Origin of the sequence: Enterobacter sp. 148H3, from assembly GCF_034107425.1 — a bacterium.
GTDB classification, from domain to species: domain Bacteria; phylum Pseudomonadota; class Gammaproteobacteria; order Enterobacterales; family Enterobacteriaceae; genus Enterobacter; species Enterobacter vonholyi.
On sequence record NZ_JAWNEI010000015.1, the window covers coordinates 56,570 to 82,175 of the forward strand.

General features: G+C 57.0%; 21 protein-coding genes. 7 read left to right on the top strand and 14 right to left on the bottom strand.

Translation table 11 applies throughout. The features are described 5' to 3' along the window. Positions 1–256: 256 nt before the first annotated feature. Positions 257–496 (top strand): septal ring assembly protein ZapB, encoded by a 240-nt coding sequence (zapB, locus tag USH94_RS18995; RefSeq protein ID WP_010436935.1) that lies wholly within the window; start codon positions 257–259, stop codon positions 494–496. 81 nt (positions 497–577) lie between these two features. Here the strand turns inward: zapB and rraA are convergent, their stop codons facing one another. The 7 genes from rraA to priA form a co-directional block, all read right to left on the bottom strand. Then, complete coding sequence (gene rraA, locus USH94_RS19000; RefSeq protein ID WP_023309687.1) at positions 578–1,063, bottom strand: ribonuclease E activity regulator RraA; 486 nt, start codon at positions 1,061–1,063, stop codon at positions 578–580. 92 nt (positions 1,064–1,155) lie between these two features. Beyond that, on the bottom strand, positions 1,156–2,076 hold the full coding sequence (gene menA / locus USH94_RS19005; protein ID WP_111963961.1) for a 1,4-dihydroxy-2-naphthoate polyprenyltransferase: 921 nt from the start codon (positions 2,074–2,076) through the stop codon (positions 1,156–1,158). Positions 2,077–2,144: 68 nt separating this feature from the next. After that, positions 2,145–3,479 carry an HslU--HslV peptidase ATPase subunit gene (gene hslU, locus USH94_RS19010; protein WP_023309685.1) on the bottom strand — a complete coding sequence of 445 codons (1,335 nt, stop codon included), beginning with the start codon at positions 3,477–3,479 and terminating at the stop codon, positions 2,145–2,147. A gap of 9 nt (positions 3,480–3,488) precedes the next feature. Beyond that, a complete protein-coding gene (gene hslV / locus USH94_RS19015; RefSeq protein WP_008501802.1) occupies positions 3,489–4,019 on the bottom strand; it encodes an ATP-dependent protease subunit HslV in 531 nt (176 codons plus the stop codon). A 94-nt stretch (positions 4,020–4,113) separates the two neighbouring features. Next, positions 4,114–5,109: a cell division protein FtsN gene (gene ftsN, locus USH94_RS19020; protein WP_111963962.1), complete on the bottom strand. Its 996-nt coding sequence runs from the start codon at positions 5,107–5,109 to the stop codon at positions 4,114–4,116. A 93-nt stretch (positions 5,110–5,202) separates the two neighbouring features. Next, complete coding sequence (gene cytR / locus USH94_RS19025) at positions 5,203–6,228, bottom strand: DNA-binding transcriptional regulator CytR (protein WP_024909190.1); 1,026 nt, start codon at positions 6,226–6,228, stop codon at positions 5,203–5,205. A gap of 119 nt (positions 6,229–6,347) precedes the next feature. After that, positions 6,348–8,543 (bottom strand): primosomal protein N', encoded by a 2,196-nt coding sequence (gene priA, locus USH94_RS19030; protein ID WP_111963963.1) that lies wholly within the window; start codon positions 8,541–8,543, stop codon positions 6,348–6,350. A gap of 200 nt (positions 8,544–8,743) precedes the next feature. On the opposite strand from priA, the gene rpmE reads away from it, so the two are divergent. Further along, the gene (gene rpmE / locus USH94_RS19035) at positions 8,744–8,956 is read left to right on the top strand and encodes a 50S ribosomal protein L31 (RefSeq protein ID WP_003862040.1); all 213 of its coding nucleotides are present in this window, start codon (positions 8,744–8,746) and stop codon (positions 8,954–8,956) included. A 48-nt stretch (positions 8,957–9,004) separates the two neighbouring features. Here the strand turns inward: rpmE and metJ are convergent, their stop codons facing one another. Further along, positions 9,005–9,322: a met regulon transcriptional regulator MetJ gene (gene metJ / locus USH94_RS19040; protein ID WP_015966498.1), complete on the bottom strand. Its 318-nt coding sequence runs from the start codon at positions 9,320–9,322 to the stop codon at positions 9,005–9,007. 276 nt (positions 9,323–9,598) lie between these two features. Between metJ and metB the strand changes: the two genes are divergently transcribed. Together metB and USH94_RS19050 are read left to right on the top strand one after the other, a co-directional pair. Next, the gene (gene metB / locus USH94_RS19045) at positions 9,599–10,759 is read left to right on the top strand and encodes a cystathionine gamma-synthase (protein WP_045909121.1); all 1,161 of its coding nucleotides are present in this window, start codon (positions 9,599–9,601) and stop codon (positions 10,757–10,759) included. A gap of 2 nt (positions 10,760–10,761) precedes the next feature. Further along, positions 10,762–13,194, top strand: coding sequence for a bifunctional aspartate kinase/homoserine dehydrogenase II (locus USH94_RS19050; protein ID WP_111963964.1), 2,433 nt, complete (start codon positions 10,762–10,764; stop codon positions 13,192–13,194). 55 nt (positions 13,195–13,249) lie between these two features. Here the strand turns inward: USH94_RS19050 and argH are convergent, their stop codons facing one another. From argH to argC, 3 genes are all read right to left on the bottom strand, one after another. Beyond that, complete coding sequence (gene argH, locus USH94_RS19055) at positions 13,250–14,623, bottom strand: argininosuccinate lyase (RefSeq protein WP_039264229.1); 1,374 nt, start codon at positions 14,621–14,623, stop codon at positions 13,250–13,252. A 77-nt stretch (positions 14,624–14,700) separates the two neighbouring features. Further along, on the bottom strand, positions 14,701–15,477 hold the full coding sequence (gene argB, locus USH94_RS19060; protein ID WP_090420882.1) for an acetylglutamate kinase: 777 nt from the start codon (positions 15,475–15,477) through the stop codon (positions 14,701–14,703). Positions 15,478–15,483: 6 nt separating this feature from the next. Further along, on the bottom strand, positions 15,484–16,488 hold the full coding sequence (gene argC, locus USH94_RS19065) for an N-acetyl-gamma-glutamyl-phosphate reductase (RefSeq protein ID WP_111963965.1): 1,005 nt from the start codon (positions 16,486–16,488) through the stop codon (positions 15,484–15,486). An 88-nt stretch (positions 16,489–16,576) separates the two neighbouring features. Here argC and argE point away from each other — a divergent pair, with 88 nt between their 5' ends. The 3 genes from argE to katG all read left to right on the top strand — a co-directional run bounded on the left by argE (position 16,577) and on the right by katG (position 21,206). Beyond that, entirely contained in the window at positions 16,577–17,728 is a 1,152-nt protein-coding gene (gene argE, locus USH94_RS19070; RefSeq protein WP_111963966.1) for an acetylornithine deacetylase, read from the top strand. 262 nt (positions 17,729–17,990) lie between these two features. Beyond that, complete coding sequence (metF, locus tag USH94_RS19075; protein WP_023309676.1) at positions 17,991–18,878, top strand: methylenetetrahydrofolate reductase; 888 nt, start codon at positions 17,991–17,993, stop codon at positions 18,876–18,878. A gap of 147 nt (positions 18,879–19,025) precedes the next feature. Then, a complete protein-coding gene (katG, locus tag USH94_RS19080; protein WP_111963967.1) occupies positions 19,026–21,206 on the top strand; it encodes a catalase/peroxidase HPI in 2,181 nt (726 codons plus the stop codon). An 84-nt stretch (positions 21,207–21,290) separates the two neighbouring features. Here katG and gldA read toward each other — a convergent pair whose 3' ends face one another. Genes gldA through ptsP form a run of 3 tightly spaced genes read right to left on the bottom strand, consistent with a single transcriptional unit; the run spans position 21,291 to position 25,585 of the window. Next, on the bottom strand, positions 21,291–22,394 hold the full coding sequence (gene gldA, locus USH94_RS19085; protein ID WP_111963968.1) for a bifunctional L-1,2-propanediol dehydrogenase/glycerol dehydrogenase: 1,104 nt from the start codon (positions 22,392–22,394) through the stop codon (positions 21,291–21,293). A gap of 12 nt (positions 22,395–22,406) precedes the next feature. Beyond that, a complete protein-coding gene (fsa, locus tag USH94_RS19090; protein WP_111963969.1) occupies positions 22,407–23,069 on the bottom strand; it encodes a fructose-6-phosphate aldolase in 663 nt (220 codons plus the stop codon). A gap of 14 nt (positions 23,070–23,083) precedes the next feature. Continuing rightward, on the bottom strand, positions 23,084–25,585 hold the full coding sequence (gene ptsP / locus USH94_RS19095) for a phosphoenolpyruvate--protein phosphotransferase (protein WP_111963970.1): 2,502 nt from the start codon (positions 25,583–25,585) through the stop codon (positions 23,084–23,086). Positions 25,586–25,606 lie beyond the last annotated feature (21 nt).

The window sequence follows — 25,606 nt, forward strand, 5'->3', positions numbered from 1 at the left end:
TTCGCGCCATAAAGCACATTTTTGCAGCAGTACAGGATCAGTGCAGGAATGTGAGCTGAATCATTTCATTAACGAATCAGTTAACAATTTAGGGGTATATGACGCGAACACACCAGGACCAGACCTAAAAGTGTTGCAAACCGCGATCTGCGCGGTGTGTCGCTGGACACAGAGCGCCGCGCTCCATACAATCGACGGTATATGTCGTGCGCGTTTATGTTAAAGCGTCGCCTTGCAATTCAGGAGAGGTAGCATCATGTCTTTAGAAGTGTTTGAGAAACTGGAATCGAAAGTACAGCAGGCGATTGACACCATCACCCTGCTGCAGATGGAAATTGAAGAGCTGAAAGAGAAGAACAACAGCCTGGCGCAGGAAGTTCAGAACGCGCAGCACGGCCGCGAAGAACTGGAGCGCGAAAACAACCAGCTGCGCGAACAGCAGAACGGCTGGCAGGATCGCCTGCAGGCGCTGCTGGGACGTATGGAAGAAGTGTGATCCCCGCTGGGATAAACCAGGGACAAAAAAACCGCCACATTGCTGTTGGCGGTTTTTTTATGGTCCACGCTTACGGTTTTATTACTCGATATCCAGCGGATCTTCGGAAAGGATAATGCCGGTATTATCAGCGTAGAGATGGTCGCCTGAGAAGAAGGTCACGCCGCCGAAATTGACGCGCACGTCGCTTTCGCCGATGCCGTCACCTGCCGCCCCTACCGGTATGGCTGCGATAGCCTGAATCCCGATATCCAGGTCTTCCAGATCGTCCACCTGGCGCACGGAACCGTACACTACAAGGCCTTCCCACTCGTTCTGGACGGCAATGCCGGCCAGTTCAGCATCAATTAATGCCCGGCGCACGGAACCGCCGCCGTCGACCACAAGAACGCGACCGCGGCCGTTCTGTTCGAGCAGATCGTACAGCAACCCGTTGTCCTCGAAACATTTCACCGTGACGATTTGACCGCCAAATGATGACCGCCCACCAAAGTTGGAAAACAGCGGTTCAACGACGTTGACATCTTCCTGGTAGATGTCACAAAGCTCGGAGGTATCGTATTTCATAGGTTTAACGCTCAGTTGCTGCGAATGTGTTCAGTATATCGTGCGAAATGCGTTGTTGGCAAAATCATCAATTGTTAATTGATATTTGTCAGCTAACGCAGCGTCTGGCTTAACACAATCCCGATGACGAACAACAGGTTAGTCAGCAACGCGCCTTTTACCGTGCGTTCCAGCATCGGCGGCATGGCGGACGGGCTGAGTTCACGCATCACAAAGCGGGCCTGCTTAATCAGCAGCGGCGCGGCAAGCACAAACAGCCAGCCCCACAAGCTCTGCAAGGAAATCAGGTTAAACAGCGCCAGGCAAACCAGCGCGCCAATGAGCAGGCAGGCATGATAGCGGCGCGCATTGACCGGCCCCAGACGAACCGCCAGGGTGTTTTTACCGTTCTCGCGATCGCTGTCGATGTCGCGCAGGTTGTTGATGTTGAGCACCGCCGTCGCCAGCAGACCGCAAGCGGTCGCAGGCAGGAACAGGGCAGGGATCACCGTATGCACCTGCAGGTACCAGCTTCCCATCACGCTCAGCCAGCCGAAGAACACCAGTACGGAGATATCCCCGAGTCCAATATAACCGTAAGGACGCGTGCCGACGGTGTAGGTGATGGCCGCGATAATGGCTAATAAACCCAGCACCAGGAAACCAATAAAATCGCTGGTGGTTTTAGACGCTACCGTCACCAGCGCCAGGCCGGATACGCTGATCAGCACCACGGTGATAATCAGCGCGCGTTTCATCTGCGCCTGGGTAATCACCCCTTTTTGCATTCCGCGCAGTGGCCCTATGCGGTCCGGCTTGTCGCTGCCTTTTACCGCGTCGCCGTAGTCGTTGGCGAGATTGGAGAGGATTTGCAGCAGGCCTGCGGTAATCAATGCCAGCGCGGCAACCAGCGGATCGAAATAACCCTGCCACCAGGCAAGCGCCGTGCCGACGATAATCGCGGCAAAGGCCAGAGGAAGTGTTTTAGGGCGCAGACTTTCGAGCCACGCCTGAGTACGGCTGATGTCAGTCATAAGTATTTAGCCAATAAAAATGGGGGCATTAGCCCCCATTAAACGTGATGAGAATCCAGTAACCGCGATTATAGGATAAAACGGCTCAGATCTTCATCTGCCACTAACGCATCCAGATGTTTACTCACATATTCTGCGTCAATGGTAACGGTTTGACCGTTCAGGTCGCTCGCGTCGTAAGAGATATCTTCCACCAGGCGTTCCAGCACGGTGTGCAGACGACGCGCACCGATGTTCTCGGTGGTTTCGTTCACCTGCCATGCAGCCTGGGCAATACGTTTGATACCGTCTTCGGTGAACTCGAGGTTCACGCCTTCGGTCGCCATCAGCGCTTTGTACTGTACGGTAGCAGAGGCGTTTGGCTCGGTCAGGATACGTTCGAAATCTTCGGTGGTCAGGGCCTGCAGCTCAACGCGGATGGGCAGACGGCCCTGCAGCTCAGGGATCAGATCCGACGGGCTGGCAACCTGGAAGGCACCTGATGCGATAAACAGGATGTGGTCCGTTTTCACCATGCCGTGCTTGGTGGAGACGGTGCAGCCTTCTACCAGCGGCAGCAGGTCGCGCTGAACGCCTTCGCGTGACACATCCGGGCCGGAGCTGTTGCCACCGCGCTTACAAATTTTGTCGATTTCGTCGATAAACACGATACCGTGCTGCTCAACCGCGTCGATAGCATCCTGCTTCAGCTCTTCCGGGTTCACCAGCTTCGCCGCTTCTTCTTCAATCAGCAGCTTCATCGCGTCTTTAATTTTCAGCTTACGCGCTTTCTGCTTCTGTCCGCCCAGGTTCTGGAACATGGACTGGAGCTGACTGGTCATCTCTTCCATGCCCGGAGGCGCCATAATTTCCACACCCATTGGCGCGGCAGCGAGATCGATCTCAATCTCTTTGTCATCCAGCTGGCCTTCGCGCAGTTTTTTGCGGAACGCCTGACGTGCAGCAGACGGTTCTGCCTGCTGTTCTGCCTGGCCCCAGTTGTTTTTTGCCGGTGGGATTAGCACGTCGAGAATGCGCTCTTCGGCCATCTCTTCCGCGCGATAGCGGTTTTTCTCGATTGCCTGGACGCGCACCATCTTGATTGCCGAGTCGGTCAGATCGCGGATGATGGAGTCCACTTCTTTACCCACATAGCCCACTTCGGTGAACTTGGTGGCTTCAACTTTGATGAACGGCGCGTTAGCCAGCTTCGCCAGACGACGGGCGATTTCGGTTTTACCGACGCCGGTCGGGCCGATCATCAGAATGTTTTTCGGGGTCACTTCGTGGCGCAGCTCTTCATCAAGCTGCATACGACGCCAGCGGTTACGCAGGGCGATAGCCACGGAACGCTTGGCGTTATCCTGGCCGATAATGTGTTTGTTCAGTTCGCTGACAATTTCGCGTGGGGTCATTTCAGACATGGGAGATCCTTACGCTTTGGAGGTCAATTCTTCGATGGTGTGATTGTGGTTGGTATAGATGCAGATATCACCTGCAATATCCAACGCCTTCACCGCGATATCACGCGCGTTCATGTCGGTATTCTCCAACAGCGCGCGGGCTGCAGCCTGGGCATAAGGGCCGCCAGAGCCGATGGCAATCAGGTCATTTTCCGGCTGAATGACGTCACCGTTACCGGTGATGATAAGCGAAGCGGTTTCATCGGCCACGGCCAGCAGCGCTTCGAGCTTGCGCAGCATGCGGTCGGTACGCCAGTCTTTTGCCAGCTCAACGGCTGCTTTCACCAGATGCCCCTGGTGCATTTCCAGTTTGCGTTCAAACAGTTCAAACAGCGTGAAGGCATCCGCCGTGCCGCCTGCAAAACCGGCGATCACTTTGTCGTTGTAGAGACGGCGTACTTTCTTCACGTTGCCTTTCATGACGGTATTACCCAGCGTGGCCTGGCCATCACCGGCGATTACCACATGGCCGTTACGGCGTACACTTACTATTGTTGTCACGAGCAGACCCCCTGGTTACAGAATCGGGAAACAGAAGCCCTGAGCCTGTGCTCAGGGCTGAATTAAATGATAGATGGGGGGGATTTTGGGGGTTTCAACCCCCGGAGGCGAGTCGAATGCAGTTTGTGTGACCGGCGATTTTCAAACGCGAAATGGTGCCATCGGCATTTTCTTTGCCTTTGACCGGCCCAATCACCACGCGATTCCAGCCGTTATTGGTGGTAATACGCGAATCAAACCCTTCAAAGGCCAGCTGCGCGCGCACCGTTTCCGCCTGCTCTGCGCCTTTGAACGAACCGCACTGCACCATCCAGCGGCGTTCGTCTTTTTTCTCAGCCGTCTGCTTCGGCGCTTCGGTCTCTTTGGTCACCGGCGCAGCCTGCTGAGTTTTCGGCTGCTGCGCGGTGGTATGCGCTGGCGTCTGCAGCAGATCCTGATAAGGCTGAGCCGCCTGTTTTTGCGGCTGAGTTTTCGGCTGCTGCTGGACAGGCTGAGACTGCACCGTACGCGTCGGCTGCTGATACGGCTGTTCCGTTACCCGCGGCTGTGCCTTAGGCTGCTGCACCGGCTGGGTTTGTGCCCACTGTTGCTGTTGTTGCTGCTGGATCTGCTGTTGCGCCTGACGTCGCTGCAGCGTTTGCTGGCGCTGTGCCGGGGTCTGCTCATTCCACGGCACTTCGTTCAGCTGTGTAGGCTGCTGGCGCATATCGGCCTGCATTTGTGCCAGCAGCTGACGCTGTTCATCCGTTAGCTGATTCGCATTCTGCACTTCACCACCCGCAGAAGGTTCAGTTGGCGCACGTACCCCAGGCTGACGGCTTTCCAGCTCTTTGATATAGCGCCAGCGCTCTTCAGGCTTCGGAGGAAGGCCATTTCCGGCCACTTTGCTTGCCTGAAGCGCCTCAGACTCTTCTTTTTTATGGTGCGTGATAAAGTACAGGCCACCAATAAAGGCGACGACTACAGCCGCAGCAATAGCGACCATTGCTGGCGAGACAGCAGGCAGGTTACGTTGCTTTTTCCTTGAGCTACTCTTTTTGCGTCGCGAAGGTGCCGGCTGGCCGCGACGTACATAATCTCGTTGTGCCACTATCGTTTCGCTGTATTTATTCGTTCGTCAGTCCGCCATGTTACTTAAGCGGCGGGGCTTTGACCAGATAAGGGTATCCGAAAGACGTTTACTTTAAGTCAATGCCTGGGTAGTGCCGCGGACGATCAGTTCACAGTCAAGCAACCGCGAGCCGCTGCTAACTGTTTGACCGTGAAGCTGATCCAGCAGAAGAAGCATCGCTTCGCGGCCGATTTGGTAGCGCGGCTGAGCGACCGTTGAGAGCGGCGGATCGCAAAATTCCGAAAGCGAAATATTATCGAAACCGATGATCGATAAATCTTTAGGTATGCGAAGGCCGCGGCGTTTGGCATACGATAATGCGCCCAGCGCCATCACGTCGCTGTGACAAAATACGGCGGTTGGCGGCTCAGGCAGGTCCAGAAGTTTCTCCAGCGCCTGTCCACCTGCAGCGAAGGTAAAATCGCCGCGCGCAATGTAGTGCGGATCGACGGTAGCGCCGGTACGGCGCAGCGCCTGAACGTAGCCCTGCAGACGGTAATGACACAGCGGCATCTCTTCCGGTCCGGCGATGCAGCCAATACGCTTATGCCCCAGCTCCTGGAGATAATTTACGGCGTTGAACGCGGCGGTGAGGTTATCGATATGGACCGTCGGCAGCTCCAGCTCTGGCGCAAACTCGTTGGCCATGACCATCGGCGGTAAATTACGCTGTTCTTCAATGCTGGCATCAAACGGCAGACGAGAGCCAAGCAAAAGCATGCCGTCGATCTGCTTGGTGATAATAAGGTCGATGAAGGTTTTTTCCTGCTGATTCTGATGAGCACAGTCGCCAATCAGCACCAGGTAACCTTGTTCCGCCGCGGTGACTTCAATACCGCGGATAATCTCGCTGAAGAAGGGGTCACAGATGTCCGGCACAATCACCAGAATGGTGCGCGACTCGTTGCGTTTAACGTTACGCCCCATCGCCTGTGGGAAATAGCCCACTTCCAGCGCAGCCTGCTCCACCCGGTTACGGGTCGCCTGGGAGACTTTATCCGGGTTCATTAATGCGCGGGATACCGTTGCCGTAGAGACTTGTGCTTTCTGGGCAACGTCTTTCATGGTCGCCGGTGCAACCTCTTTCCTGGACTTCAACGTCTTCTCCTCGCCTGAACACCGAACTTCTGACATCACCATTTTTACAGATAGTTAATGGAATCGGTTACAGAATTTTCATAAAAAGTGTGAGGAGCGTTAAATTTTTCGATCCAGCTTCAGCCTTCGATAGGGTCGACGTCCAGCACCCACTTCACTTTTCGCGCTTCGGGCAGGGTGTTAATCAGCACCAGCGCGCCGCTAACAATATGCTGAAGACGAATGCGCGAGGGGTGCTGGAGCAAGATCTGCCAGCGGAAACGGCCGCCGCGTTTTGGCGCGAGGGCAGGCACCGGGCCCAAAATCCACAGCTGACTATCCACCAGCGGGCTGGCCTGCAGGAGGTTTCTCAGCTGCTGCAGGAAAAGTGGCGCCTGCTGGTTGTTATGATCTTCCGCGCGGATGATGACGTGACTGGTCCACGGCGGTAGCTGCATAGTCTGGCGCTCGGCCAGCGCCTGCTCGGCAAAGGCGTCATAGCCTTTGTGCAGCAAGGTTTGCAGCAGCGGGTGCTCCGGGTGGTGCGTTTGCAACACCACTTCGCCCTGTTTACCGGCGCGTCCTGCACGTCCGGCTACCTGGGTATAAAGCTGGGCGAAGCGCTCGGCTGAACGAAAATCTGCCGAGAACAGCGCGCCGTCCACGTCCAGCAGGGCGACCAGCGTGACGTCCGGAAAATGGTGACCTTTAGCCAGCATCTGGGTACCAATCAGGATGCGCTCGCCGCCGCGATGCACTTCCGCCAGCTGCTGTTCGAGCGCGCCTTTGCGGCTGGTGGTGTCCCGGTCGATACGCGAAATCGGCACGTCCGGGAAAAAGGGACCAAGCGCTTGTTCAAGCTGTTCCGTTCCCAGACCGACCGGCACAATATGCGTTGAACCACATGACGGACACTGGCGCGGCACCGGACGCTGGCTGTCGCAGTGGTGGCAGCGCAAATGCCGCTGGGCCTGGTGGAAGGTATAGTAGTGGTCGCAGCGCGGGCATTCGGCAATCCAGCCGCAGTCGTGGCACAGCAGGGCAGGGGCGAATCCGCGGCGGTTCAGAAACAAAATGACCTGATTCCCCGCCTGCAAATGCTGGCGCATGCGGGTAATCAGCGCGGGCGCTAGCCCCGCCTGAACCTGCTGACCTTTCAGATCCAGCACGTGCTGAATGGCCGGACGGGCATTCCCCGCCCGACGCGTCAGGCGCAGCATGTGGTATTTACGCTGGCGCACGTTGTGCAGCGTTTCGAGCGCCGGCGTGGCGGAACCCAGAATAATGGGAATTTGCTCGCTGTGCGCGCGATAGACCGCCAGATCGCGGGCATGATAGCGCCAGCCTTCCTGCTGTTTATAGGAGCTGTCGTGTTCTTCGTCGATCACGATAACGCCAAGATTTTTAAACGGCGTAAACAGCGATGAACGGGTGCCGATCACAATCGCCGCCTCGCCGTTCTTCGCTTTCAGCCAGGCGCTGAGGCGTTCGCTGTCGTTCAGGCCGGAGTGCAGCACCTCAACCGGCGCGTTAAAGCGTTCGCGGAATCGGGCGATGGTTTGCGGCGTCAGGCCAATTTCCGGCACCATCACCAGCGCCTGTTTCCCCTGAGCGAGCACGTTTTCCAGCACGCTCAGGTAGACTTCGGTCTTGCCGGAACCGGTGACCCCCGCCAGCAGCCAGGCAGAGAAACGATCGGAGGCGCTATGAATCGCGCCTACCGCGGTGGCCTGTTCGGTATTCAGACGCAGGCGATCACCTGAAACGGAGAAACTCTCCCGCCAGTCGTTCAGAGCAGGCGCTTCGCTGGCCAGTTCGCTTAGCCCTTTCTTTCTTAATGCCTGTAGCGCCGTTTCGCTGACCTCAAGCTCGTCGACCTGATGCCGCCAGATTTTCCCCTGACGCAGCGCCGCCAGCGCCTGCTGCTGCTTCTGCGAGCGCTTCAGGCTGTTGATGTCGACGGCCTGGCCTTCCTCCGTGGCAAACCAGTACCACATTGGCGCATGGCTGGCGCTCTTGCCCTGACGCAGCATAATTGGCAGAGCGTGGAACAGGACGTCGCCGATCGGGTGATGATAATAATCCGCCGCCCACAGCAGCAGTCGCCATATGCTGGTGGAGTAAACCGGCTCGCTGTCCAGCACCTCAACGACTGATTTCAGCTCATTAAGCGGTAGCTCGCTTTTATCGCTGACGGAGACGACGATCCCCACGCGCTGCTGTTTGCCAAACGGCACGGTCACGCGGCAGCCCGCTTTGGCGCTCATGCTGTCGGGCAGCAGATAGTCAAAGGTGCGGGGAAGCGGAACGGGCAGGGCAACGTGAGCGACGGGCATCGAATCTTCCTGACTTGAAAAGTGGCGCGTTAGTATACACATTAGTAAAAGTGGCGTGCGGATCAGTTTGCATACGTTGGTCAAATTCTGTATGATTCGCCGCCTTTGGTGTACTTTACGCCAAAGAACTTACAATCAACATCGCGTGGTGTCTGGCGTTAGGGCTGGAAGAGCGACGCGGCCTTAACTGAGGTTCTCCCATGAAAAAAGATATTCACCCGAAATACGAAATGATTACTGCAAACTGTTCTTGCGGTAACTCTATCCAGATCCGCTCTACCGTGGGTCACGATCTGAACCTGGACGTGTGCGGCAAATGCCACCCGTTCTACACTGGTAAGCAGCGTGACGTTGCAACCGGTGGCCGTGTTGACCGCTTCAACAAGCGTTTCAGCATCCCGGGCGCTAAATAAGTTTCCCGAAAAAAAGGCACCGCAAGGTGCCTTTTTTGTATCCGCTTCTCAGTATTCCCACGTCTCCGGGTCAATACCCAGTTCACGCATGATCACCTTCGCCTCTTCCGGGATTTCATCACTACGCTCTTTGCGCAGATCTTCATCGTTCGGCAACGGTTGACCGGTAAACGCATGCAGAAACGCTTCGCACAGCAGTTCGCTGTTAGTCGCGTGGCGCAGGTTGTTCACCTGACGACGCGTACGTTCATCGGTGAGGATCTTCAACACCTTCAGAGGAATGGAAACCGTAATTTTCTTTACTTGCTCACTCTTCTTACCGTGCTCAGCGTATGGGCTGATATATTCGCCGCTCCATTCAGCCATGAGATACCTTTAATCCTCTCAGTCATTTATCTAAAGGTGCAAAACCTGTAACCACCCGTTTTGAACCGCAATCTTGTCTAGTTTACCGTAGAGACGATACCGTGGCACGGATATTGCCGCTGCAGCGTGCACTAAAGCATATAATTTTAACGGCTATTTGCGCATTGCTCAATCTATACGCAAAGAAGTTTAGATGTCCAGATGTATTGACGTCCATACTTTCAATGTTTACTCTGGTGCCTGACTTTTCACCTCATTCGCCAGGAAGCCCTCACCATGACGCGTAAACAGGCCACTATTGCAGTGCGTAGCGGATTAAATGATGACGAGCAGTACGGCTGCGTTGTCCCGCCGATTCATCTTTCCAGTACCTACAACTTCACCGGATTTAATGAACCCCGCGCGCATGATTACTCGCGTCGTGGCAACCCTACGCGTGACGTGACCCAGCGCGCGCTTGCGGAACTGGAAGGGGGCGCAGGGGCAGTATTAACCAATACCGGGATGTCCGCCATTCACCTGGTGACCACCGTGTTCCTGAAACCGGGCGATCTGCTGGTTGCCCCACACGATTGCTACGGCGGCAGCTATCGCCTGTTTGATAGCCTGGCAAAACGCGGCTGCTATCGCGTGCTGTTTGTCGATCAAAACGACGAACAGGCGCTGAAACAGGCTCTGGCAGAGAAACCAAAGCTGGTTCTGGTGGAAAGTCCAAGTAATCCATTGTTGCGCGTTGTCGATATTGCGAAAATTTGTCAGCTTGCAAGGGATGCGGGAGCGATAAGTGTAGTGGATAATACGTTCCTCAGTCCGGCCCTTCAGAACCCACTCGCATTGGGTGCCGATCTGGTATTGCATTCATGCACTAAATATCTGAACGGCCATTCTGACGTAGTGGCAGGCGTGGTAATTGCCAAAGATCCGGATGTTGTCACCGAACTGGCATGGTGGGCCAATAACATTGGCGTCACCGCGGGCGCCTTCGATAGCTATCTGCTGTTGCGCGGCATCCGCACGCTTTCGCCGCGCATGGACGTAGCGCAGCGCAATGCCCAGGCGATTGTCGATTTCCTGAAAACCCAGCCGCTGGTGAAAAAGCTTTATCATCCGTCGCTGCCGGAAAATCAGGGGCACGAGATTGCCGCGCGCCAGCAGAAAGGGTTTGGCGCGATGTTAAGTTTTGAACTGGATGGTGACGAGCAAACGCTGCGTCGCTTCCTGAGCGGGCTGTCATTGTTTACGCTGGCGGAATCCTTAGGTGGGGTTGAAAGCTTGATCTCCCACGCCGCAACCATGACGCACGCAGGTATGGCACCGGAAGCACGTGCCGCCGCCGGGATTTCTGAGACGCTGCTGCGTATCTCAACCGGCATTGAAGATTCTGAAGATTTAATTGCCGATCTGGAAAATGGCTTCCGGATCGCAGCCAAGGGGTAATCATGAGTGTGATAGCGCAGGCAGGGGCGAAGGGTCGTCAGCTGCACAAGTTTGGTGGTAGTAGTCTTGCTGATGTGAAATGTTACCTGCGCGTTGCAGGGATCATGACGGAATATTCACAGCCGGGTGACATGATGGTTGTCTCGGCAGCGGGCAGCACCACCAACCAGTTGATTAGCTGGCTGAAACTGAGCCAGACCGATCGCCTTTCTGCGCATCAGGTGCAACAGTCCTTACGTCGTTACCAGAGCGAGCTGATTGCCGGCCTGCTGCCTGCGGACGTGGCGGACGGGCTGATCGGTGCCTTCACCCATGACCTTGAGCGTCTGGCTGCCCTGCTGGACAGCGGTATTACCGATGCGGTGTATGCCGAAGTGGTGGGCCACGGTGAAGTGTGGTCCGCACGCCTGATGGCCGCCGTACTGCAACACCTGGGCGTGGAAGCGGCTTGGCTCGACGCGCGTGATTTCCTGCGCGCCGAACGCGCCGCGCAGCCGCAGGTGGATGAAGGGTTGTCCTACCCGCTGCTGCAACAGCTGCTGGTGCAGCATCCGGGCAAACGTATTGTCGTCACCGGCTTTATCAGCCGCAGCAACGCGGGCGAAACCGTGCTGCTGGGCCGTAACGGATCGGACTACTCGGCAACGCAGATTGGTGCCCTGGCGGGCGTGTCCCGCGTCACCATCTGGAGCGACGTGGCCGGTGTTTACAGCGCGGACCCGCGTAAAGTTAAAGATGCCTGTCTGCTGCCGCTGCTGCGCCTGGATGAAGCCAGTGAACTGGCCCGTCTGGCTGCGCCGGTACTGCACGCGCGCACGCTGCAGCCGGTTTCCGGCAGCGATATCGACCTCCAGCTGCGCTGCAGTTACACCCCGGATCAAGGCTCCACGCGCATTGAGCGCGTGCTGGCGTCCGGTACCGGGGCACGTATTGTCACCAGTCATGACGACATCTGCCTGATTGAGTTCCAGGTGCCTGCGGGGCAGGACTTCAAGCTGGCGCATAAAGAGATCGACACGATCCTGAAACGTGCTCAGGTGCGTCCGCTGGCCGTGGGTGTTCACAATGACCGCCAGCTGCTGCAGTTCTGCTATACCGCAGAAGTGGCGGACAGCGCGCTGAAAATTCTGGATGAAGCAGGCCTGCCGGGCGAACTTCGCCTGCGTCAGGGGCTGGCGCTGGTGGCGATGGTGGGCGCGGGCGTCACCCGTAACCCGCTGCACTGCCACCGCTTCTGGCAGCAGCTGAAAGGCCAGCCGGTGGAGTTCACCTGGCAGTCGGAAGAGGGCATCAGCCTGGTTGCCGTTCTGCGCAAAGGGCCAACCGAAAGCCTGATTCAGGGTCTGCATACCTCCCTGTTCCGCGCGGAAAAACGCATCGGCCTGGTGCTGTTCGGGAAAGGTAATATCGGTTCCCGATGGCTTGAGCTGTTTGCCCGCGAACAGGTGACGCTCTCGGCGCGTACCGGGTTTGAATTTATTCTTGCGGGCGTGGTAGACAGTCGCCGCAGCCTGCTGAACTACGAAGGGCTGGACGCCAGCCGCGCGCTTGCCTTCTTTAACGATGAAGCGGTTGAGCAGGATGAAGAGTCGCTGTTCCTGTGGATGCGTGCGCACCCGTATGACGATCTGGTGGTGCTGGACGTTACCGCCAGCGAACAGCTTGCCGATCAGTACCTTGATTTCGCCAGCCACGGTTTCCACGTCATCAGCGCCAACAAGCTGGCGGGGGCGAGCAGCACCGATAAATACCGTCAGATCCACGACGCGTTTGAAAAAACTGGCCGTCACTGGCTGTATAACGCCACCGTGGGCGCGGGCCTGCCGGTTAACCACACCGTGCGTGACCTGATTGAAAGCGGCGACAGCATTCTGGCGCTGAGCGGTATCTTCTCCGGCACGCTCTCCTGGCTGTTCCTGCAGTTTGACGGCACCGTACCGTTCACCAACCTGGTGGATCAGGCGTGGCAGCAGGGCTTAACGGAACCCGATCCGCGCGTTGACCTTTCCGGTAAAGACGTGATGCGTAAGCTGGTAATCCTGGCGCGTGAAGCTGGTTACGACATCGAACCGGATTCCGTACGCGTCGAATCACTGGTGCCTGCCGGCTGTGAAGAAGGTTCTGTGGACCATTTCTTTGAAAATGGTGAAGAGCTTAACGAGCAGATGGTACAGCGTCTGGAAGCGGCGAACGAGATGGGGCTGGTACTGCGCTATGTGGCGCGTTTTGAGGCTAATGGAAAAGCGCGAGTCGGCGTCGAGGCGGTGCGTCCTGAGCATCCGCTGGCGGCGCTGCTGCCGTGCGATAACGTCTTCGCCATCGAAAGCCGCTGGTATCGCGATAACCCGCTGGTGATCCGCGGTCCTGGCGCGGGCCGCGATGTCACCGCAGGAGCCATTCAGTCCGACATCAACCGTCTGGCTAAGCTGCTGTAACTCGTCACCCTGGCCCTCTCCCCGCATAGGGGGAGAGGGCACCAGTCAGGACAGATTAAACCAAACGGTTTTTCGCATCCGCTATCGCCTGCGCCACCTGCTTAGGCGACACGCCGCCTTTCGCGGCACGTTTATCCAGGCAAGACTGCAGCGCAAGAATCGGATACACATCATCCCCGATAACCGCGCTGAACTTCTGCAGGTCGGCCAGCGCCAGATCTTCCAGCGGTTTACCCTGACGAATAGCTTCCACTACCGCTTCACCCACGATATGGTGCGCTTCACGGAAAGGTACGCCTTTCGCCACCAGATAATCCGCCAGCTCGGTAGAGTTCGCATAGCCCTGCTGCGCCGCTTCCTGGCAGCGCGGACGTTTCACCTGAATGCCGTCCAGCACCAGCGCGCCCATATGCAGACAGTCCAGCCAGGTGTCGAGCGCGTCGAACAGTCCTTCTTTGTCTTCCTGCATGTCTTTGTTATACGCCAGCGGCAGCCCTTTCAGGGTCATCATCATGCCGGTCAGCGCGCCCTGCACGCGGCCACATTTACCCCGAATTAGCTCCAGCGCGTCCGGGTTTTTCTTCTGCGGCATCAGGGATGAGCCTGAGGTCACGCGGTCGGACAGCTCGACGAAGCCCGCTTCGCCAGAGTTAAAGAAGATCAGGTCTTCGGCAAAGCGCGACAGGTGCACCATCCCGATCGAGGCATTGGAGAGCAGCTCCAGCACGTGGTCGCGGTCAGACACGCTGTCCAGGCTGTTACGGGTGGCGGAGGCAAAGCCCAGCCAGCCTGCCAGCTGTTCACGGTCGATTTCGTAAGCGGTTCCGGCCAGCGCGCCGCTGCCCAGCGGGCTGACGTCCAGACGTTTAAGGGTGTCCTGCAGACGGCTTTCATCACGCGCCAGCATCTCGACGTAGGCCAGACACCAGTGCGCAAAGGTCACCGGCTGGGCGCGCTGCAGGTGGGTATAACCCGGCATCACCGCGTCCTGGTTGTTCTGCGCGGTCTCCACCAGTGCGCTCTGCAGCTGACGATTAGCCGCCAGCAGTTCGCCAACGGTATCTTTACACCACAGCTTCAGATCGGTGGCGACCTGGTCGTTACGGCTGCGTCCGGTGTGCAGCTTTTTGCCCAGCTGGCCGACCTTGTCGATAAGTTTGCCTTCCACCCAGCTGTGAATATCTTCAGCATCGCTTTCGAGGATCTGCTGCGGGTTAAGACGCACCTCTTCCAGCAGATTATTCAGCGCTTCTTCCAGCTGTAATTGTTCGTCTGCGGTCAGTACGCCAACCGTCACCAGCGCTTTGGACCAGGCCACAGAGCCGACAATATCCTGTTCGGCCAGGCGGTAGTCGAAGCGCAAAGAGTCGTTGAACTGTTTGAACCGCTGATCCGCTGCCTGTGTAAAACGCCCACCCCAAAGTGCCATAACATGCTTCCTTAATATCTTTGAATTTCATTGCCCGGTGGCGCTGCGCTTACCGGGCCTACAAAACGTTAAATCGATTACGCCAGAATACGCGTGCCAATCGGCGTGCCGTTGAACAGCGCAGGCAGTTGTTCAGCGTGACGCCAGGAGGCGATATCCACCGGGCGGCCCAGCGTGCGCGCGGCATCCAGCGCGGCGTTCACTTTGACGATCATGCCGTCGGTGATGATGCCCTGCGCAATCAGCTGCTCGGCTTTCTCTGCCGTCATTTCTGCGATGCGCTGGCCTTTTCCGTCCAGAATGCCGCTCACGTCGGAGAGAAGGATCAGATCCGCGCCCAGCGTTGCCGCGAGCGCGGTTGCTGCCTGGTCAGCGTTGACGTTCATCAGCTCGCCCTCTTCGGTCACGCCGATTGAGCTCACCACCGGCAGGAAACCCCCTTCCAGCAGCGTATTAATCAGCTTAGGCGAACCAGGCTGCGCCAGTCCAACGTGGCCGAGCTCTTCGTCGAGCTGGGTCACTTTTACGCTGTCGCCATCGCCCAGATAGAGGCCAACGGACGCGATGTGGTGTTTCTTCGCCCACGCCAGCAGCGTTTTGTTCGCCGTACCCGCCAGCGCGCCGGTAATGATGTCAATCTGGTCAGCAGGCGTCACGCGCAGGCCGTTTTTCTTTTTCACCGGCAGGTTGAGCCCTTTCATCAGCTCATCCACCACGCAGCCGCCGCCGTGCACAATCACCAGCGGACGTTGATGTGACTCGCGATAGTTCACCAGCGCGGTAAACAGACGCTCCAGCGCTTCTTCGCTATCCAGCAGTACACCACCGAGTTTGATAATTAATGGGTTCATCATCACACCTTAAATAAGAGCCTGCGTTTCCGGGAAACCGAAACGAATATTTGCACACTGCATTGCCTGTGCGGCAGCGCCTTTCAGTAAGTTATCTTCTGCGGCCACCACGATGAGATGCTCACCTTGAACGGCAAAGCCGATATCGCAGAACGGCAGACCGACCACGTTTTTCAGCGCCGGCACGCCTTTGTCGTACAGGCGCACCAGCGGTTTGTCCGCATACGCCTGCGTGAAGGCCTCGTTCACCTGCTCTTTGGTCACGCCCGGTTTCAGGCGGCAGGTGATGGTTTCGAGGATCCCACGCGGGAAGCTGCCCAGGTGCGGGGTGAAAATGACGTCCGCGCCCAGATGCGTCGTGATTTCAGGGTGATGACGGTGATTAAACACGCCATACGGCTGAAGGCTCACTTCGCAGAAGCTGTTGGAGATCGCCGCCTTGCGGCCTGCACCGCTCACGCCGCTGGTGGCGTTGATCACCGGCCACTGGCTCAGATCCAGCAGGCCTGCGTCGATCAGCGGCTTCAGGGAAAGCTGCGCTGCAGTCGGGTAGCAGCCCGGAACGGCAATCAGGTCAGCTTCTTTCAGTTTGTCTGCGCTCCACTCCGCCAGGCCGTACACCGCTTTTTCCAGCAGATCCGGATGCTGATGGGTGAAACCGTAATATTTTTCGTAGAACGCGCCGTCGTTAACGCGGAACGCGCCGGAGAGGTCGAAGACCACGCAGCCAGCCGCCAGGAACTGCGGCGCCAGGTCGTGGCTGACCTCGTGCGCGGTGGCTAAAAACACCACGTCGACGCCGTCGGTAAACTCGCTGATGTCAGACATGGGCTGCAGCGGCAGATCGACCTGGCCCTTAAGCTGCGGATGCAAATCGGAAATTAACTTTCCTGCATCATTGCTTTGCGCTGACACGGTCAAAGCGGTTATGGTCATATGTGGATGGCGATTCACGTAGCTTACAAGCTCTGCGCCCGCATAACCGCTAGCGCCTACAATCAGCGTATTCAACATCGGGTTCCTTTATGCTCAACGTTAATGTATTTTTATTCACATTTATTGCATGAATATTGATACTATCACGACCTAAGGTGTGTCAACAATGAAAATGAACTTACCGCCATTTATCGAGATCTACCGCGCCCTGATTGCCACACCGTCCATCAGCGCAACGGAAGAAGCGCTGGATCAGAGCAATGAGTCTTTAATCAATCTGCTGGCGGGTTGGTTTAGCGATCTTGGTTTTAACGTTGAGGTTCAGCCCGTTCCCGGAACCCGCCACAAATTTAACCTGCTCGCCAGCACCGGAACCGGTGCGGGCGGCCTGCTGCTGGCCGGTCATACCGACACCGTGCCGTTTGACGATGGCCGCTGGACGCGCGATCCTTTCACCCTGACCGAGCACGACAACAAGCTCTACGGTTTGGGCACCGCCGACATGAAAGGCTTCTTCGCCTTTATCCTCGACGCGCTGCGTGACGTGGACGTGACGAAGCTGAAAAAACCGCTCTACATTCTGGCGACCGCTGATGAAGAGACCAGCATGGCGGGCGCGCGCTACTTCTCTGAAAACACGTCGATTCGCCCGGATTGCGCGATCATCGGCGAGCCGACGTCGTTGCAACCTATTCGCGCGCACAAAGGCCATATCTCTACGGCCGTGCGCGTGCTCGGCCAGTCTGGCCACTCCAGCGACCCGGCGCGCGGCGTGAACGCCATTGAGCTGATGCATGACGCCATCGGTCGCATCATGGCCCTGCGCGACGATCTGAAAGAGCGCTATCACTATGACGCGTTCACCGTGCCGTATCCGACTCTGAACCTCGGCAGCCTGCACGGCGGCGATGCCTCGAACCGTATCTGCGCCTGCTGCGAACTGCATATGGACATCCGCCCGCTGCCGGGTATGACCCTCAGCGATCTCGACGGCCTGCTGAATGAGGCGCTGGCCCCGGTGAGCGAGCGCTGGCCGGGCCGCCTGACGGTCTCCGAACTGCATCCGCCGATCCCGGGTTACGAATGCCCGTCGGACCATCAGCTGGTTGAGGTGGTGGAAAAGCTGCTCGGTGAGAAAACCGACGTGGTGAACTACTGCACCGAAGCGCCGTTTATTCAGACGCTTTGCCCTACGCTGGTCCTGGGCCCCGGCTCCATCAACCAGGCGCACCAGCCGGATGAATATCTGGAAACCCGCTTCATCAAGCCAACCCGTGAACTGATTACCCAGGTTGTGCATCACTTCTGCTGGCATTAAAACCGCACCGAACACCCCATAGGGAGAAGACTGCCTGGTGCGGTCTTTTCCCCTTTACCCAAAGGGCAGTAAGGTCCTGGGCAGGGGATGTCTCACTCCCCATCATGAACTTTCTTCATCTTGTCTGAGCAAACCTCACCGTTATTGTTGATTATTTATGTTGACGTCCCTCTGCTTTTCCGTCATTTTTACATCTGGACGTCTAAACGTATAGAAGTTCACAAGACAACAGACAACGACATGTGATTGATAGAGGTAAGGTATGAGCTTTTTTCACGCCAACCAGCGGGAAGCACTGAATCAGAGCCTGGCCGAAGTAAACGGCCAGATTAACGTCTCTTTTGAATTTTTCCCGCCGCGCACCAGTGAAATGGAGCAAACCCTGTGGAGCTCTATCGATCGTCTCAGCAGCCTGAAACCGAAGTTTGTCTCCGTGACTTACGGCGCTAACTCCGGCGAGCGCGATCGTACGCACAGCATTATCAAAGGCATCAAAGATCGTACCGGTCTGGAAGCTGCGCCGCACCTCACCTGTATTGACGCGACCCGCGACGAGTTACGGGCTATCGCCCAGGATTACTGGAATAACGGCATCCGTCATATTGTCGCACTGCGCGGTGATCTGCCGCCGGGCAGCGGTAAGCCGGACATGTATGCCGCCGATCTGGTCGCGCTGCTGAAAGACGTGGCTGATTTTGATATCTCCGTTGCTGCTTATCCTGAGGTGCATCCGGAAGCGAAAAGCGCCCAGGCCGATCTGCTTAACCTCAAGCGTAAAGTGGACGCCGGCGCGAATCGCGCCATTACACAGTTCTTCTTCGATGTTGAAAGCTATCTGCGCTTCCGTGACCGCTGCGTCTCCGCGGGCATCGACGTTGAAATTATCCCTGGCATTCTGCCGGTCTCTAACTTCAAGCAGGCGAAGAAATTCGCTGATATGACCAATGTCCGCATTCCGCTGTGGATGTCCAAAATGTACGAAGGGCTGGACGATGACCCGGAAACCCGCAAGCTGGTGGGGGCTAATATCGCGATGGACATGGTGAAAATTTTAAGCCGTGAAGGAGTAAAAGATTTCCACTTCTACACGTTAAATCGCGCGGAGATGAGCTACGCCATTTGCCATACCCTGGGCGTTCGCCCCGCGTAAAACACCAAAAGCCCTCTTATATTGAGGGCTTTTTAACAGGGTAAAAAGTTAAAAGGTATCAGCTATCGAATCTGTGGATTAATTCAACTATAACTTATTGCTAGTGGTGTATATCGTAACGGTAACACTGTAAAAGGGAGCATAGCGATGAGCACGTCAGACGAGACCAATAAAGCGGCATCAGTCGGCAAATGCCCGTTCCACCAGGGCGGCGTCGATCACAGCGCGGGCGCAGGTACAGGCAGCCGCGACTGGTGGCCAAAACAACTCCGCATCGATCTTCTTAACCAACATTCCAATCGTTCGAACCCGCTGGGTGAAGACTTCGACTACCGCAAAGAATTCAGCAAACTTGATTACTCCGCCCTTAAAGGCGACCTCAAAGCACTCTTAACCGACTCTCAACCGTGGTGGCCTGCCGACTGGGGCAGCTATGCGGGCTTGTTTATCCGTATGGCCTGGCACGGCGCGGGTACCTATCGCTCCGTTGACGGACGCGGTGGGGCTGGACGCGGTCAACAGCGCTTTGCGCCGCTGAACTCCTGGCCGGATAACGTAAGCCTGGATAAGGCGCGCCGTCTGCTGTGGCCCATCAAGAAAAAATACGGACAAAAAATTTCCTGGGCTGACCTGTTTATCCTCGCGGGTAACGTGGCGCTGGAAAACTCGGGTTTCCGCACCTTTGGTTTTGGTGCCGGACGTGAAGACGTTTGGGAACCGGATCTGGACGTGAACTGGGGTGATGAGAAAGCCTGGCTGACCCACCGTGACCCGGAAGCGCTGGCGAAGCGTCCGCTGGCTGCCACCGAAATGGGCCTGATCTACGTCAATCCGGAAGGGCCAAACGCCAGCGGCGAGCCGCTGTCAGCGGCGGCAGCGATTCGCGCCACCTTTGGCAACATGGGTATGAACGACGAAGAGACCGTGGCGCTGATTGCAGGCGGCCATACCCTCGGAAAAACCCACGGCGCGGGTGAAGCCACCCACGTGGGTACTGACCCGGAAGCCTCACCGATTGAAGCGCAGGGCCTCGGCTGGGCGAGCACGCTCGGCACGGGCGTGGGCGCTGATGCCATAACCTCCGGTCTGGAAGTCATCTGGTCACAAACTCCGACCCAGTGGAGCAACTACTTCTTCGAGAACCTGTTCAAATTCGAATGGGTGCAGACCCGCAGCCCGGCGGGTGCGATTCAGTTTGAAGCCGTGGATGCGCCGGAAATCATGCCTGACCCGTTCGACCCGTCCAAAAAACGTAAGCCAACGATGCTGGTTACCGACCTGACGCTGCGTTTTGACCCGGAATTCGAAAAGATTTCCCGCCGTTTCCTGAACGACCCGCAGGCCTTTAACGAAGCCTTCGCGCGCGCGTGGTTCAAACTGACCCACCGCGATATGGGACCAAAATCGCGTTACCTCGGCCCGGAAGTGCCGAAAGAAGATCTGATCTGGCAGGACCCGCTGCCGGAGGCGGTATTCAATCCGACCAAAGAGGACATTGAAAGCCTGAAGGCGGAAATTGCGGCTTCTGGCCTCTCCGTGAGCGAGCTGGTTTCTGTGGCCTGGGCGTCGGCATCGACCTTCCGCGGTGGCGATAAGCGTGGCGGCGCCAACGGTGCGCGTCTGGCGCTTGCTCCTCAGCGTGACTGGGACGTGAATGCCGCAGCGGTTCGTGCGCTGCCGGCTCTGGAAGCTATCCAGCGCACCACCAACAAAGCCTCTCTGGCCGACATTATCGTGCTGGCGGGCGTGGTAGGCGTTGAGCAGGCCGCAAAAGCGGCAGGCGTTTACGTCAACGTTCCGTTTACGCCGGGCCGCGTGGATGCGCGTCAGGATCAGACGGATATCGAGATGTTTAACCTGCTCGAACCGGTTGCTGACGGCTTCCGCAACTATCGTGCGCAGGTGGATGTGTCCACGACGGAATCCCTGCTTATTGATAAAGCCCAACAGCTGACGCTGACCGCACCGGAGCTGACGGTGCTGATCGGCGGCCTGCGCGTGCTGGGTGCCAACTTTGATGGCAGTAAGAACGGCGTGTTCACCAACCGCGAAGGCGTGCTGAGCAATGATTTCTTCGTGAACCTGCTGGACATGAATACCCAGTGGAAGGCGACCGACGAATCTAATGAGCTGTTTGCCGGAAGCGATCGCGCCAGCGGTGAAGTGAAATATACCGCCACCCGCGCCGATCTGGTCTTCGGTTCAAACGCCGTGCTGCGCGCGCTGGCAGAGGTTTATGCCAGTGATGATGCACACGAGAAGTTTGTCCGCGACTTCGTTGCAGCATGGGCGAGGGTAATGGATCTGGACCGGTTTGACGTGAAGTAACCCTTGTGCCGGGTGGCGGCTACGCCTTACCCGGCCTACGGGCAAAAAAATCCCCGCCGATGCGGGGATTTTTATTCATGCCAGTTACTCCCACTCCTGCAGGAACCGCTGCCCATACTGGTCAGCCACCAGCAGCGCCGCGTAAACCTGATCCGGCGACACGCCGCCAGGCATATTGTGGATGGTTTCTCCTTCCGCACAGGATGCCTCTGCGATCAGCCGCATTTTGGCCGGAATATCTTCTTTAATATTTAGCTGTGCCAGCGTAATCGGCAGCCCAACGCTGTGGCAAAGCGCCGCGACGGTCTCTATTTCTTCTACCGGCGCGTTTTCCAGCACCAGCTGCGTCAGCGTACCAAACGCCACTTTTTCACCGTGATAGAAGTGGTGCGCGTCCGGTACCGCCGTCATACCGTTATGAATAGCGTGTGCCGCCGCCAGTCCGCCGCTTTCAAATCCTACGCCGCTAAGATAGGTGTTGGCTTCGATAATGCGTTCCAGCGCCGGTGTTACTACATGCTGTTCCGCTGCAAGCATGGCCTTTTCACCCTCTTCAATCAGCGTGTTGTAGCACAGCTCGGCCAGCGCGAGAGCAGCCTGCGTACATTTGCCGCCCGCCATGGTGGTCGCACCGCTGCGCGAGCAGGCGCGTGCTTCAAACCAGGTCGCCAGCGCATCGCCAATCCCGGCGGCCAGCAGACGTGCCGGCGCACCTGCTACCACTTTGGTATCCACAATGACCATGTTCGGGTTGTGCGGCAGCATCAGGTAGCGATCGAACTCGCCGCTGTCGGTGTAGATAACGGAAAGGGCGCTGCACGGCGCATCGGTGGAGGCAATAGTCGGTGCAATGGCGACGGGTACGTCCATAAAGTGAGCCAGCGCTTTGGCGGTATCCAGCGTTTTACCGCCGCCGATGCCCAGGACTGCCAGGCAGTCGGCGCCGTCGGCCAGTTTTTTCAGGCGATCGATTTCATTTTGTGAACACTCGCCGCCAAATGGCGCTATTTCGGCATAGAGTTCCGCATTTTTAAAACTCTGACGCAGGGTCTCTTCGGCAAAACCCAGCACAAATTTATCGCCGACAACCAGCCAGCGATTGGCCAGGGGTTTCAGATAGTCGCCGAGACGGGTAAGCACATCAGCGCCCTGGATATATTTTCCCGGCGATTGAATGATACGGTCCATAACAGTTCTCCCTTAGAGATTGAGGCTACCAAACGCGTTTTTCCAGTCTTGCTCGAACTTCTCTACGGCTGACTCTACCGCTGGCGTGCCGAGCATTTGTTGCGCTACGTCTAAGGGAAGCGTGATTGCCTCGCATCCTGTCAACAAGCAGTCCAGCGCCTGACGCGGCGTTTTGAAGCTGGCGGCCAGCACTTTGCTTTCCGGCGCGTGCAGTTCCAGAAGGGACTGCAGTTCCTGGACCATGCGAATGCCGTCCCCGCCCTGAGCGTCAACGCGGTTTACATACGGCGCGACATATTTCGCGCCTGCCAGTGCGGCAAGCAAACCCTGCGCAGCGCTGTAAACGGCAGTCCCCAGCGTGGTTATCCCCTCTTTTTTCAACGCTTTAATCGCGATAAGCCCCTGAGCGGTCACCGGGATTTTCACCACGATGTCCGGGATGGCGTTACTCAAACGTTTGGCTTCCTCCACCATGCCTTCTGCGTCGCGGCTCATGGTTTGAGCAAACAGCGTGCCTTCCGGCCCGATGGCTTTTTGCAGGCGCGGCAGCACGTCCCAAATGGATTCACGGCTGGCGGCAATGATGCTCGGGTTGGTGGTGACGCCCGCTATGGGAAAAATGCGCGCCAGGCGTTCAACTTCCGCCACGTTGGCGGTATCCAGGTACAGTTCCATCACTCTTCCTCGTTTTACAGTTCTAATTCGTGTTGTAGCAGGGAAGCAATCGCCTCCCCTGAGCTGGCGTTAACCAGCGCATGGCGAAAATTCTCATGCATGATGCGGCGTGCCAGGCGGGAGAAAATACGCATATGCTGATCGCCCGCGGCGTGTTTGTTCAGCGTTAGCATGATGATGAACTGTGCTTCTTCATCTCCCCACATGACGGGGGCTTTCAGGCGTGCAACGCTGATGGTGGATTGCTCAATGTGCTCTGATTTGCTGTGCGGAATAGCAAAGCTAAAGCCGAGCCCGGTGGAGAAGACCGCTTCGCGCGCCCAGAGATCGGCCTCCAGCTTGCGGGGGTAGCGGCAACGTCCTGCGAGCAGCAGGTTATCGGTCATTCCTTTCATGACCTCTTCTTTGCTGTTCCAGTCATTGTCCAGTGAAATACAGCGAGGTGTAACCAGAGGTGTGTCCTGCTGATTCATGCGGAACTGCGCCAGCAGGTGCTCAACTTCAAGTGAGGTGCGACACGCCATGGCCTGATTCAGCAACTGGCGGCAGGCGCGGCTATCAAGCTGAGCCAGACGCGCTTTGGTTGCCGGAATGGCGGGCGACCCCATGCTCAGCTCATCCAGACCCAGACCCACCAGCAATGGCAACACCGAACCTTTTGCACCCAGTTCGCCGCACAGGCCAATCCATTTACCCTGGCGATGGACGGCTTGCACCGCGTAATCCAGCGCCCGCAGGAAGGCCGGGTTAAGGCTGTTGTAATGGCGTGTGACTTTGGCGTTGTCGCGGTCAACGGCCAGCAGATACTGCGTCAGGTCATTGCTACCGATGCTAAAGAAATCAATCTCTTCGCAGCACTGATCGATGATAAACATTACAGAAGGCACTTCCAGCATGATGCCGAGCGGGATTTTCTCATCAAACGGAGTATGTTCCGCGCGGAGCTGTTGTTTCGCTTCGGCAAGTTTCTCTTTCACCCACAGGATCTCTTCCATGGAAGAGATCATCGGGATCATTATCTTCAGGCTGCCGTGAGCAGAGGCGCGCAGGATCGCCCGAAGCTGGGTGGAGAAAAGCACTGCATATTCTTCGTAAATACGTACGGCGCGGTAGCCGAGGAACGGGTTATTTTCGGCCGGGATATTCAGATACTCCACCGGTTTATCGCCGCCGATATCCATGGTCCGCACGATGATGCTGCGCCCGTTTGCGCTTTCCAGCGCCTGGCAGAAAATGTTGTAGAGCTCGTTTTCACCGGGCGCGCTGCTGCGGTCCATATAAAGCATTTCGGTGCGAAACAGGCCAACGCCTTCGGCGCCGTTCGCAAATGCTGCCTGCGCTTCCACCGCATGGGCGATGTTAGCGGCAATCTCAACGCGCAGGCCGTCTGCGGTTCTGGCTTCCCGGTCAAGCCAGATGCCCTGCTGCTCGCGTAGTGCCTGTTGTACCCGTGCTTCCTGTCGGTAGTAGCGTGTTACCGCATCGCTGGCATTGACCACGACCGCACCGGCATTGCCATCGATAAATACGGGCTTATTGCGCCACTGCAGCAGGCTTTCGCTGTCGACGCCCACCAGTGTCGGAATATTAAAGGAGCGTGCAAGAATAACGGTGTGCGAGGTTGTTCCACCGCTTTTTAGCAGTAGCCCCTTAAGCAAAGTTTTATCGAGTTCCAGGAACTGGCCGGGCGTGAGGTCGTCGGCAAGGCAGACGCTCGGCTGAGTGAGTTGTCCCGGTGCCGGAAAGCGTTGTTCACCATAAATTTGTTGTAAAAGTTGATAGCAAACATCGCGCACATCCAGCACACGTTCCTGTAAGTAGCTGCTGCTGGAGCGAGAGAACGCATCGCAGAAATGGTTGGCTGTGGCGATTATCGCTTGCGCGCAGCTTAGCCCCTGGCTCACGCCAGCAAGAAGATGCTGATGCAGAGAGGTATCCGTCGCCAGAGATCTGTGCGCGTCGAGAATTGCGCTGGCGGTGCTGTCGCTGTCCAGCGCACGAAGTTCAATGTTTTTCACCAGCAGGGTGAGTCCGTTGTCCAGCGCTGACTGTTCATCTTCCACGCTTTTCCCGTCGGGTAAATCCGTCAGTGCATTGAGATCCAGCGAGGTCAGCAACGTCAGCACGCCCTGGGCACTACCGCTGCACACAGGCAGGGCGCGAAAGAGCGTTGGATTAAGGCGTGCGAGAGATTCTGGCAGCGGATCGCGCTCAGTATTGATGGCTTCTGCGAGCGGCGCATCACAGTGTGGAAATTCTTCCCGGAGCCATTGTTCTAGTTGTTGATGGGCGTTCTGCTCATCTTCACCGTGGATCACCAGACGACAGGCGTCGCCTGCCAGCGTATCGGTACCAATAAGTGCCAGTGCGCTCTTGGCATTCCCTTTACGGTCTGTGCGCAGGTTGTGCCATTCGATTTGTGAGATAAACGTATTGCACAGCGTCTCCACATGACTTGCCGGACGCGCGTGAACACCGTTGGGTAATTCACAGGTAAATTCCACTACGAGAGCCATACACACTCCTGAAATCAATCC